The organism is Syntrophotalea sp., from assembly GCF_050253115.1.
Taxonomy (GTDB): domain Bacteria; phylum Desulfobacterota; class Desulfuromonadia; order Desulfuromonadales; family Syntrophotaleaceae; genus Syntrophotalea; species Syntrophotalea acetylenica.
On record NZ_JBFWJQ010000013.1, the window covers coordinates 23181 to 34439 of the forward strand.

Here is an 11259-nt window from a genome sequence, read left to right on the forward strand (position 1 = left end):
GAAAAGCTTCAAGGAGGCGCGAATGACTTTAAGCGATCTTATCGTCCATTATCTCGAAAAACTTGGCGTCGAATATGTCTTCGGCATCCCGGGCAGCCCCCTGGGCCCCTTGTTCGACGCCCTCAGGCGCAGCGAGCAACGCGGCGGGCCGCGCATGGTACTGACCCGCCATGAGGCCGGCGCCGCCTTCATTGCCGACGGCTATGCCCGAGAGAGCGGCAAACTCGGCGTCTGCTGTGCCACCACCGGTCCCGGCGTTACCAACCTGATTACCGGCGTGGCGTCGGCCTGTGCCGAACAGGTTCCCATGCTGGTCCTCACCCCCCAGACGCGCCTGCGTGATCTCGGGTCCGGATGTTTTCAGGACTCGTCGCGCAACGGCATCGACGTGGTGAGCATGCTCGAACCATGCACGGTCTACAATGCAACCGTAACCCATCCCGATCAGTTGGAAAGAAAGCTGGCGGCGGCCTTGACCGCGGCCCTCGGCAACCCCGGCGGCCCCGCACACCTGAGCATCCCCATCGATATATTCGCCGCCGAAGCCGATTGGCCGCCCCGGTTTTCCCTGCTGCCACAACTCCTGGCCAGGCCGCACGCGACACTGGATATCGCGGGGCTGGAAAACCTGTGCGCGGAGATCTCCGCAACGCTCGGTCGCGGAGCAGGACTCTGCGTACTGGTGGGACACGGCGCTGCCGATGCCGGGCACGATATCGAGCGCTTCGCCGAACTGACCGGCGCGACCCTGATCACCACGCCCCGTGGCAAGTCGGTCATCAATCCCTACCATGGCCAGGCACGGGGAGTGTTCGGCATGTCCGGACACGCTTCGTCCCGCGCCGCCCTGACCGACCCGAAAGTCGAGCTGATCCTGGCTGCCGGCAGCAATCTCGGAGAATGGTCAACCGGCAAATGGGATGCGGTGCTCATGAACGACAGGCTGGTGCACCTGCACAGCGAGCGCCGCTGGTTCGAGCGTTCGCCCATGGCCCGGCTGCAGGTGGAAGGCGATCTGGTCACCCTGTTCCGCGAGCTCAACAACCGCATTGAACAATGGCAGAGCGAAGGTCGCCTGCCGGTGCCGGAAAAACCCGCACAAAGCGGCACGGCCGCACCCGCCGCTTACATTCCTGCCGGCATCGAGGTCGCCGATCCGGCCTGTTGCGCTACGGACCGAGGCGACACCCCGATCAAGGCGCCACAGGTCTATGCCGAACTGCTCAGACGGTTGCCGCAGGCAACCCGCTATTTTATCGACAACAGCAACAGCGTGCCCTGGTCCATCCATTATTTCTTCCATCCCCGTCCGCGCCATTACCACCTGTCCATCGAGTTCGCCACCATGGCCTGGGCGGTGGGTGCCGCGGTCGGCGGCGCTTTCGGCAACCCGGACGCGCCCTCGGTCTGCATTGCCGGAGACGGCTGCTACCTTATGAGCGGCCAGGAAATCACCGTCGCGGTGGAACGGCGGCTGCCGGTGCTGTTCGTGATCCTCAACGACCGGGCCTATGGACTGATCCGGCATGGCCACCGCATCGCCGGCAAGGAAGACGCCGATTTCTCCATACCGCCGGTCGATTTCGCCATGCTGGGACGTGCCGCGGGCGCGGAGGCTTTCACCATCCGCTCCCTGCAGGATTTTGACCGGCTCGACTGGCAGGCCCTCGCCGAACGCCAAGGGCCGACAGTGCTTGAGGTCATGATCGATGCGGAGGCAGAGCCGCCTATCGCCATGGCCTGAAGGTCCTTTTTCACACAAACAGACAGGGCGGATGCCGCAACCTCCGCCCTGTCTGTTGTTTCAGGCCAGGTCGCCGGCGATGAGGGCGGCGCCGATGGCACCGTTGAGCTGGGGATGCGCGGCAGTATGCACGTCGCGCTGCAGCTCATCTTCGAAAGCGGCTACCAGTCCTGGGTTGAGACCGCCGCCGCCGGTCAGCAGCACCTCGCCGTACAAACCGGCCTTGCGGGCCATGACCGCAATGCGTTTGGCCATGGCCACGTGAATACCCGCCACGATGTCAACCGGGTCCTGCCGCCTTGCCAGCAGCGATATCACCTCCGATTCAGCAAATACCACGCACATGCTGTTGATCTGGCACGGCAGTCTGGAACGCAGGGCCATGGGGCCGATATCCCGCACCGGCAAATCGAGCACCCGCGCCAGCGCCTCCAGAAAACGCCCCGTACCGGCGGCGCACTTGTCATTCATGACAAAATTTTTGATACCGCCATCCTCTTCAAGCACAATCACCTTGCTGTCCTGGCCGCCGACGTCGATCACCGTGCGGATATCGACTCCGGCCGGTGCCGCCCACCGCGCACCGGCGGCATGGGCGCGAATCTCCGTCACGTGGTCATGGGCGATATCGATCTGCCGGCGGCTGTAGCCGGTGGCGAAAATGCCGGTCACGGCTTCGACGGCACAATCTTTCTCCCGACACGACTCCTGCAGAACCTGGCGCGCGGTTTCCCGCGCATCGATTCCGGTCGGTGCGGTTTTCGTGCCACACAGATTGCCCCCTGCGTCCACCAGCGCCACCTTGAGATAGGTGGATCCGGCATCAATCCCTGCGAACAGGCTCATCGGCCGACTCCCTTCCGTTTTTTGTCCCGGATCATCTCGACAAAGGCCTCGACCCGGGTACGCAGCTGCTCGATATCCTCGGGGTTATAATCGGTTTCGATGCGCAGCACCGGCACCCCCAGTTCCGCCATCAGCGCCTCCACCCGCAGCAGTTCAAAATCGTAAATGACACAGCCCTTCAGGACATGGTAGAGCACCCCTTCAATACGAAAATCGGCCACTGCCTGGCGCAAGCGAAACAGCCGGTCCTCGTTGGGAGCGAAACTGGGACAGGTACAGGGCATCAGATAACGCGACGCCAGGGCCACCATCATGTCCTCCATGGTGTTTTCCACCGCCCCCACCGGATCGTACAGATAGCGGTCACCGATACAGGACTCATCGGTCACCAGCATGCCGCCCATCTCTTCGATCAGAAGCGGCAGTTTCCAGTTGGGAAATACCGGCGGCGCACCAGCCAGCATGATACGCGGCGCGCGCCGGTCGAAAGCCGAGCGGCCATCGGCCTGACGCTGCGCAATTTCATCATTCAGCAAAGTCATGGCCTCGCACCAGCTTTCGGCCCGGTCGTAGGCAAAAGCATGCAGCGCCAACGCGGCTTCGCTGCCCCGCACCGCCGGCAAATCCCCCTGGCGCAGTTCGTAGAGACGCCGGGCCTGGTGCCGGGCACGGCCGAGCAGAGCGATGGCCTGCGCCAGACCGCGGCGGCCGATGCGGTTTCCGGTGAGGCGTTCCAGATCACTCTTGAAGCCATACAGCTGCTCGAGCCACTGGCGCCGCGCCCCCTCGCTTTCCTTGACATGAGGCACCTCCAGCACCCGCACATTCTGATGGCGGGACAGTTCCTCGGCCATCTTGCGCTTGGCGTCGCAGGTGGTCGGCACCACCACCATATCGCACAGCGCATAGAGCGATGGCGCGCCAAGGACGGTGCTTCCCAGGGACGCCTTGACCACCGGGCAGGCATCGCGCGGGGCCAGCTCGTCACCCGCGCAGGAAGCCTCGTAGCTGCCACCGCACAAACGCAGCGGCAAGGCGCCCGCCGCATAAACGAGCTCCTCGGGCGCCATGACACAGTACAAACCGACCACCCCGGGGCGCCCGGCAGGTTCTTCCGGAAGCTGTGGCAGACAATCCTCCACGTAAACGGAACGCATCAGGTCGATGAAATAACCAAGCCGCGCCGGACGTTCGGCAGCGGCTTCCATACCGCGCAGCACCGCCTCGGAGGAGCGCCCCAGGGCGCGCAGAAATCGTTGCTTGCGTTTACTCATGGCTCTCCTCCCGGGGACCGGTTTGGCTAGCATCGATGCCGCGCCGGCGGGAAAAGGCGGCACGACTCGAACGCAACAGGGTTATACCGCCGTAAGTCAGGCGCAGGGCATCGTTCTCCGGACAGTGTTCGACACACTCCATGCACAAAACGCAGTCAGGAAAGGTGACGTCCTCCCGCTGCCTCTCCAGAAACACCTGTTCGATATCCATGGGACAGACGTTATAGCAGATCTCGCAACGGGTACAGCGGGTCACATCCTTCTTCAGTTTCGGCAGGCTGATACGCCTGAAAAAGGACAGCAGCAAGACCATCGGACAATAGGCACACCAGAAGCGCCGCTTGAAAAAGGCCCCGACCAATGTGAAACCGGCAAACAGCACCCCAAGAGCACTCAGAACAAAAGTGGTGATACTGCCGAAAGAGACCCCCATATACCCGGCTCTTTCCGTGAACAGCGGCATTATGTACCGTACCGGGCAGAGTTCGCAGAAAGGGATGCCGAGGTGGCGGGCAACCGCCGGTACCAGCAGCGGAAAAGCGGCCCACAAAGGCAGCACAAACAAAATGACAAGAAAGATCCAGCGCAAAGGCCGCAAATTTCTGCGCAGCGTTTCAGGGAAACGCACATAGCCTATGCCCAGCTTGCGGCGTAGCACATCCAGGACATCCTGAATAAAGGCAAAGGGACAGATCCAGCCGCACCAGGCGCCACCCAAAGGGATGATCAGCAGCACCGCCACCACCAGAATGGTCAGGGCCGCGAACAGCCCCGCCAGGTTGCCTTCAGCCAGAGCCATCTGCAGGGTTGCAAGAAAACAGGCGCCCCCGTAGGTATCGGAGCCCACGAAATAACAGGCAAAAGTCGGCAGATAGGAACCAAGATGCACCCCCGCAAGGCCACCAAAAGTCAGCAACACAAAAGACAGGGTCAATACCAGCCAGCGCCAGCGACTCACGGGCATGACGCACCTCCCGGCTGTCTTGCCGCTTCGAAACGGGCCAGCTGCAAACGTTGGCGGCGACGGCGGCGCGCAACCAGCAAGGCGATAAAAGCGGCGGCGAAGGCGGTTCCGGCGAAGGCCCACAACACGAAACTGGTTATGCAGTGGGTCCACTCGGGCCAGGGCGGATCGACAATCATCGGCATGCTGGCACAGTGGTATTCTCCACGCTGCCGGTCAAGGTGACGGACCGTGTAAAGGCATATTTCCCAATTATGCTTTGCACCGCGACTTTCATGCGGCACCGCCACAAACCGGCCCGCCGCGTCGGTGCGCACCGTTTTGCGCCAGCCGCGCTCGGTGAGAGCCGTGACCTCCGCGCCCGCCAGCGGTTGCCCGCGGTAAAAGACCGCCATCTCGCTGGGCCGGTGGGCAATCTGAATAATGCCGCTGTAACGACCTGCCTGCACCGGCCCGATTTCAAGGGGCATGCGCGGCGAATGGAAAAAGGTATTCTGCTCCCCGCCGTGGGACAGACTGTCACGCACGTGACGCAGCAGAAACTTGCCGTACAGATGCACCGACTCGACCCGGCCGTCCCCGTCCACATCCCGGCGTCCCGCCGCGACATGGCTGCCGAGCAGGTAGATGCCCTGCGGGGCGTTTCCGGCGGGTACTTCGCTGACGGTTTTTCCCGGCGCCGCGCAAAAAGGCCCTTCTTCGATGCCGCCGTCAGGCCTTTGCAGCCAGACGCGGGCCAGTCGCAACAACGCTTCTTCGCCGCGCGACCGCGTACCGGCGGGAAATTGCCCGTAGCGCAGCGCCAGACGCCGGGGCTGGCCAAGGCGCTGCCGCAACAGTTCGGCATCGTTTCGGATTTCCCAGATATCGCGATCCGGATCGTTGTAGCCGTTGATATACCAGCCGGGGTTCTGCAGGTCCCACCACAGCAACAGATCATCCTCCGCCAGCGCGGAATGTGAATCGCAGGCGACCGCCATGACAAGCAGCAACAGTATTGCCGCATGGTTCAACAGGTGTCTCATTGTATCCTCGTCATGCCTTTTCTCCGGATCCAGCCCGCCAGCTTCCGACCGGATCAGAGAGTTGATTTCGAAACAGGTTTGGCGCCACGACCATCGGCGTCATGCCCGGAGCACTCTGCCGGCCGGGGATGACGGCGCCCCCAAAGATAAAACGGTACACCGGTCAGGGTCATCAGAACCCCCCATAGCGAAGACCATGGCTGGCCGCGGCCGATCTGCACCAGTACCAGCAGATAACTGCCCACGAACAGCAGTGGTACCAGGGGGTAGCACGGCGTGCGGTAGGAGCGTGCCAGACCCGGCCGGCGCCAGCGCAGCAACATCAGGGCCACGCCACTGGCGATGGATGTCAGCACCATGACGAACACCACGCAGCTCAGCAGCTGACCAAAGGTACCGAACGTCACCAGCAGAATGGCCAGCAGCGCCTGGCAGGCAATAGCCACCGCGGGGGTACGATAACCGGCGTGGACACGCCGCAGGGCGCGGCAGACGCCGCCGTTCTCGCCCAGCGCCCAGGCGACGCGCGCGCCGGTCATGACGGTGGCGTTGATCCCGGCGGCGATCGCCAGCATGATGGGCACGGAGATCCAGCGGGCGGCGCCTGAACCATACAGTCCTTCAAGAGCGAGCTGCCCGACATTCTCCGCCCCGGCCAGTTCGTGCAGCGGCCGGGCGTAGAGATAGACAAGATTGATAGCCAGATAAAGAACCGTCACACACAAGGTGCCAAGAATCAGGGAACGGGGCAGATTGCGTCGCGCATCACGGATTTCACCACCGATATAGGCCGACGCAAACCAGCCGCTGAAGGTGAAAATCACCGCGATCATGGGACCGCCGAACAGATGGCTCCAGGCTATCTTCGGCATCGGTCCCGGAGCGCTCAGCCGGTTCCAGTCGCCGTTGGCGGACAGCAGACCGGCAAGGATCACGACCACCAGCAAAACAATGGTGCCGAAGGTAAACAGATTCTGAGTGGTCCCCCCCGGGCGGATACCTCGATAATTGATCCAGGAAAACACCAGAATGAAGGCTGCCGCCAGCAGCTTGCCGGAAATCGCGCCGAGAATGGGAAGAAACCCCTGCAGGTAGCTGGCCAGAGCGATGGACATGGCGGCGATGGAGCCGGGATTGATCACCCAGACGGCCAGCCACCCCAGAAGAAAACCGGCCCAGGGCCCGTAGGCGGCCTTGAGGAACTGATAATCGCCGCCGGCCAGCGGAAACATGCCCGCCAGTTCGGCATAAGTCAATGCTCCGCACAGGGTCAGCAGACCGCCCAACCCCCAGATGCCCAGAAACAGCCAGGGGTGCGAAAGCTGTTCGGCCAGGAAGCCGCTGGTGGTAAAGATCCCGGCACCGATAACATTGCCGATGATCAGCAGCACCGCATCCGTCAGACTGAGTTGTCGGTTGAGTTGCACAGGTCACCTGCCTTTTCGGCACCGCGGCGGGGAAACCCTCCGTCCCGAGGAAGCCCGCTTCGATGGCGGCCGGGCTCGGGCACCCGATGCACCGATATTGTGCCGATAAAAAGGGCAGGCCCCGCCGTGGTTCGATCGTGAACGGCTCAAGCCTGCCCTGTGTTATGCATCCTGTTCGTCCGAAGTCTTTATCAATCCTGCCGGATCAGGGACACTCGCCGAAGCGCACATCCAGACGCGGACCCATGTAGATGAGGCCGAGAAATTTTTCCGGATCGGCATTCAGCCGGGTGACCGCGTCCTTGAGCGTGCTGCGCACCAGGCGTTCGCTGCCGGCAATGCCGGCACTGTAGACCAGATTGACCGGCGTCTCACCGGGATAATAGCGATCGAACAGGGGCCGCATTTCGCTGAATTCCTTCAATCCCATGAAAATGGCCAGGGTGTCGCCGCTTTTAGCCACGGAAGCCAGCAGTTGCGGATGTTCCTTGAGGCCGCTCGGCACCGTGATGACGATCGAACCACCGGCGCCGACATCGCGCTGGATCATGGCGTTGGCTGCATTGAAGGCGCTCAGGGCGGGAATGGTTTCCAGCTGGTCGTCACTGAAAAAGGCCCGGATCCAGCGGGTGCTGCCGTAGACCATCGGATCGCCCCAGTCGAGAAATGCCACAGTCTGGCCCCGCTCCAGAGCCTGTCGGATTTTGGCCACACCGGCCTCGCGCTGCTGGTTGCAGAGCCGCTCCGCCTCGGCCGGCGCCAGGTCGGGGTGTTCCTTGCGGAACATGTGCTTGATGAGCTTGAGGGGATCGAACAAGACCGGCTTGCCCTGCAGGTAGGTGGCGAAGCGCTTGACGATATCCTCCGGGGCCACCACCACGTCGGCTCGGGCCAAAGCGCTTACCGCCTCGAGGGTGACAAGATCGGTATCGCCGGGGCCGACGCCGATGATGGATATTTTGGGGATTGCTTTAAGATCCACCACCTCGATGCGCTGCACCGCCAGCACGTCCCGGTCATCCACCAGTTCCTCGGGGACGATCAGCCGGTATCTGCCGCCGCGCTGTCCCAGCAACGGTTTGCCGTTGTCGCTTTCGGCAAGCATGATGCGCCTGCCGGCGTGGGACAAAAACAGTTCGCCAAAGGAAAACAGTGCCCGGTACCCGTCCGGCGCGGAAATCATCACGGCCTTGGTCAAGGAGTCATCGACACCGGCTTTTTCCAGGATCCTGACCAGGGACACCCCTTTATAGCGGTGCAGGCCGTGGTAACCCATATGCACCCCGACCACTTTCTTGGACATCTCCATGCGCGGATAGTCCCTCAGGTCGGACAGCTTCAACTCCCGGGCCACCGCGCCGGTCACCAGAATCTGCCTGGACTCGAGTTTGACGTTGCGATCAACCTTGATGTCCGGATAAAGATCGATGACTTCGATGCGGGTCACATTTTCCAGATAGCGGTCGGTATAAAAATCGCTGCGAATCACCAGTTTCGGCATCGTCGCTGGCCGTTCGTACTGCTCCAGGGACTGGCGGTAGATTTCCGGGCCGTGGCATTTCAGGCACCGCTCCTCGCTCATCATGGGTTTTACGGACTGCGCGGCATAGGCGATGGCCACTTCGGCGGCGTTGCTGTAGTAAACTTCCGCCCACGACAGGACTACCTGCTTGCCGGCGGCATCGGTTACCCGGATAGCCAGGTCGGTTTGCTTGGTAAAGGCCTGATCCTGCTTGATGATTTCCGCCATGTCCAGAAGGACGCGCAACGGCACGGCCTTGTGCAGATAAACACCGTGAAAACTGCCGTCGCGGCTGACCTCGTTAAGCTGGATTTCCACCGACTGGAAACGGGCCAGATCATCCACGGTCAACTTGAGGGGACGCTTCACCTCGCCGGAAATGGTCATGGCCGGCTTGGCAGGCGCGGCCATACTGTCGGCCAGAGCCGGGTTGTTGCCGAAGCACAATGCCATCAGCATGAAAACCGTCGACAGGATGTATTTCATGATTTCTGTCCTCCATTGCGGATCTTGCGGATCTGAGGGAAGTACCAGAGCATCAGCAGACACAGCACCGTGTTTCCAAGCAGAATCAGAAGCAGGCCGGGATCCTTCTTGACCATGATTTCCAGCGGCGGCAAGGTATCGGTACCCGGCTTGCCCGCCATGCCCAGATGCAGGGTATAGCCCTGCCAGTAGACCGGTTCCAGAATGCCGATTCGGCGCTGCTCGACTCCGGCATCGCTTTGCAGCTCCAGGATCGCCGTGCATTGCCGCATGACCCCCTGCAGGGCCGGCGCCTGCCAGTAATCGTAATGGCGATCGACAAGAGTGATCTGCCGATCCCCCACCGCGATCTTTTCCCCCACCACCGCCGGCAGACGCGTCTTGGTGCCGGTAAATTCGGTCAAAGCGTGCCCGCCGACAATGAACAGAAAACAGAAGTGCATCAGTGAAGGGGCCAGCAGCAACACGAACATCGCACGCCGGTAACCGCCACGGCGGCTCCAGAGAAAAGTCACGCGCTGCAGAGTACAGGCCAGGGTATTGGCAAACAGCAGAAACAGCAGACCGAACAGGGTAAAAAGCCACCAGCTGTGCAGATTGCTGCGGGTCAGAAACCAGGTCGGGAACAGGGTGCTGTTGAGTTCGCCGAACACGGCCATGTATTTGGCGTAAAAACTGCCGATAAACAGGTTGACGGTGAGCAGCACCAGCAACCACAGCGTGAGCCGGATACTCGACAGCGCGTTCCATATGCGATCAATCATGACCAGCCTCCATCAGTTCGGGATTGCGGCAGGCGTTCGGCTCCGCACCGTGCACCTGCTGCTGGGCCGTAGCGCGGGCCGCGCCTTTGCCGGAGCCGGCTCCCGGATTGAGTATGGTCAGGTGCGCCGCGATCTGCAGGGCATAGGCGACCACCAGCACCACCAGCGCGCCGGTCACGGCCCAGCGGGCCTTGTTGCGCAGGTGGAAAGAGCGGTCGAAGTGCGTATGCAGATAGCCGCAGTACAGACACCAGATAGCGGCGGACTGCAGATGCCGTTCCCCCCAGTGGAAGGGACCGCCCCACCCCAGATAACTCCAGACCGCGCCGATCACCTGAGCCAGGCTGTAAAGGATGAATCCCCAGATGGCCAGAAGGTTGAACAGCTGGTCGCCGCCACGAATGCGCAGCTGCCGCCAGGCAAACCAGCCCGCCGCCAGAAAACAACCGATGGCCAGCACCTCGAAGAAGAAAAACATGGGGGAGGACCAGGTGGCCGTAAAAGGGCCCGGCGGCGGGAGATCGACCGGCAGCGCCAGGGTGACCAGCATCGCCAGGGTCGCCAGCCAGCTCATGGAAGCCGCGTCCTCCGCACGACCCCGCCACCACAGGAGCAAGCCCAGCGCAGCCAGACACCAGGGCAGGAAATACGCTCCGTTGAAAACCCCGTCGAGGGAAAATATCCCCCAGCGCCAGCTACTGGCGACCAGGCTGGCGGTGTGCAAGGCGAAGGCGACGCCAAGCAGCCAGCAGCTGCACCTGTAACGCTTTAAAAGGTAAAAGAGAAGGCTGCCGGCGTAAACGCCGGCAGCCGCATTGAATGACATGATGGAGGTCGTAGCAATGGTCATGCAGAAACTCCTTGCGGAGGACAGTCAAACTTGCCGCAATTTATCAGTAAGTAAAAGAAAGTCCCGCCAGGAAATTGCGCCCGGGCATCAATTCGCCACTTTCTTCGTAATCACGGTCGGTAAGGTTGGTCACTTCAACAAAGGCCTTGCCGCTGACTCCCCAGAGCTCGCCAAGGGACTGCTCGGCACGGGCATTCAACAGCAGAAAATCGGTTCCTTTGGTCCATTCATAGGTCCTGCGGGCGACCTCTTTCTCATAGTAGTAGCGATTTACATAGGACAGCTGCGTCGAGACCGCCAGGCCGAAGGGGAAGCGGTAACGCATGTCGAGGTTGGCGCGGTGACGGGCGCGTTCGG

Annotated in this window: 9 protein-coding genes and 1 pseudogene; 1 reads left to right on the forward strand and 9 read right to left on the reverse strand. The window is 61.8% G+C overall.

Annotation, left to right across the window (positions count from 1 at the left end; all coding sequences use genetic code 11):
* Positions 1-22 precede the first annotated feature (22 nt).
* Positions 23-1744, forward strand: a complete 1722-nt coding sequence (locus tag AB7E65_RS02790; protein WP_072286401.1) for a thiamine pyrophosphate-binding protein — start codon at positions 23-25, stop codon at positions 1742-1744.
* Between the two features lie 60 nt (positions 1745-1804).
* Here the strand turns inward: AB7E65_RS02790 and AB7E65_RS02795 are convergent, their stop codons facing one another.
* The 9 genes and pseudogenes from AB7E65_RS02795 to AB7E65_RS02835 form a co-directional block, all read right to left on the reverse strand.
* Positions 1805-2590, reverse strand: coding sequence for an acyl-CoA dehydratase activase (locus AB7E65_RS02795; protein ID WP_072286402.1), 786 nt, complete (start codon positions 2588-2590; stop codon positions 1805-1807).
* Positions 2587-3864 carry a 2-hydroxyacyl-CoA dehydratase gene (locus tag AB7E65_RS02800; RefSeq protein WP_428745227.1) on the reverse strand — a complete coding sequence of 426 codons (1278 nt, stop codon included), beginning with the start codon at positions 3862-3864 and terminating at the stop codon, positions 2587-2589. The genes AB7E65_RS02795 and AB7E65_RS02800 overlap by 4 nt, the downstream gene beginning before the upstream one ends.
* Positions 3857-4828 carry a 4Fe-4S binding protein gene (locus tag AB7E65_RS02805; RefSeq protein WP_320361358.1) on the reverse strand — a complete coding sequence of 324 codons (972 nt, stop codon included), beginning with the start codon at positions 4826-4828 and terminating at the stop codon, positions 3857-3859. Before AB7E65_RS02805 ends, AB7E65_RS02800 begins: the two co-directional genes overlap by 8 nt.
* Positions 4819-5853 (reverse strand): hypothetical protein, encoded by a 1035-nt coding sequence (locus AB7E65_RS02810; RefSeq protein WP_428745228.1) that lies wholly within the window; start codon positions 5851-5853, stop codon positions 4819-4821. The genes AB7E65_RS02805 and AB7E65_RS02810 overlap by 10 nt, the downstream gene beginning before the upstream one ends.
* A gap of 53 nt (positions 5854-5906) precedes the next feature.
* Positions 5907-7280, reverse strand: a complete 1374-nt coding sequence (locus AB7E65_RS02815) for an APC family permease (protein ID WP_428745229.1) — start codon at positions 7278-7280, stop codon at positions 5907-5909.
* Positions 7281-7485: 205 nt separating this feature from the next.
* Positions 7486-9288, reverse strand: coding sequence for an SAM-dependent methyltransferase (locus AB7E65_RS02820; RefSeq protein ID WP_072286407.1), 1803 nt, complete (start codon positions 9286-9288; stop codon positions 7486-7488).
* A complete protein-coding gene (locus AB7E65_RS02825; RefSeq protein WP_072286408.1) occupies positions 9285-10052 on the reverse strand; it encodes a hypothetical protein in 768 nt (255 codons plus the stop codon). The genes AB7E65_RS02820 and AB7E65_RS02825 overlap by 4 nt, the downstream gene beginning before the upstream one ends.
* A complete protein-coding gene (gene ccsA / locus AB7E65_RS02830; protein ID WP_072286409.1) occupies positions 10045-10902 on the reverse strand; it encodes a cytochrome c biogenesis protein CcsA in 858 nt (285 codons plus the stop codon). The genes AB7E65_RS02825 and ccsA overlap by 8 nt, the downstream gene beginning before the upstream one ends.
* A 43-nt stretch (positions 10903-10945) precedes the next feature.
* Positions 10946-11259 (reverse strand): annotated as a pseudogene (locus tag AB7E65_RS02835) (TonB-dependent receptor plug domain-containing protein); the annotation flags it as partial.

Excerpts from the sequence above, each read along its gene's own strand:
- AB7E65_RS02795 (WP_072286402.1), bottom strand. The coding sequence starts at position 2,590 with ATGAGCCTGTTCGCAGGGATTGATGCCGGATCCACCTATCTCAAGGTG.
- AB7E65_RS02820 (WP_072286407.1), bottom strand. The coding sequence starts at position 9,288 with ATGAAATACATCCTGTCGACGGTTTTCATGCTGATGGCATTGTGCTTC.
- AB7E65_RS02805 (WP_320361358.1), bottom strand. The coding sequence starts at position 4,828 with ATGCCCGTGAGTCGCTGGCGCTGGCTGGTATTGACCCTGTCTTTTGTG.
- AB7E65_RS02810 (WP_428745228.1), bottom strand. The coding sequence starts at position 5,853 with ATGAGACACCTGTTGAACCATGCGGCAATACTGTTGCTGCTTGTCATG.
- AB7E65_RS02825 (WP_072286408.1), bottom strand. The coding sequence starts at position 10,052 with ATGATTGATCGCATATGGAACGCGCTGTCGAGTATCCGGCTCACGCTG.
- ccsA (WP_072286409.1), bottom strand. The coding sequence starts at position 10,902 with ATGACCATTGCTACGACCTCCATCATGTCATTCAATGCGGCTGCCGGC.
- AB7E65_RS02790 (WP_072286401.1), top strand. The coding sequence starts at position 23 with ATGACTTTAAGCGATCTTATCGTCCATTATCTCGAAAAACTTGGCGTC.
- AB7E65_RS02800 (WP_428745227.1), bottom strand. The coding sequence starts at position 3,864 with ATGAGTAAACGCAAGCAACGATTTCTGCGCGCCCTGGGGCGCTCCTCC.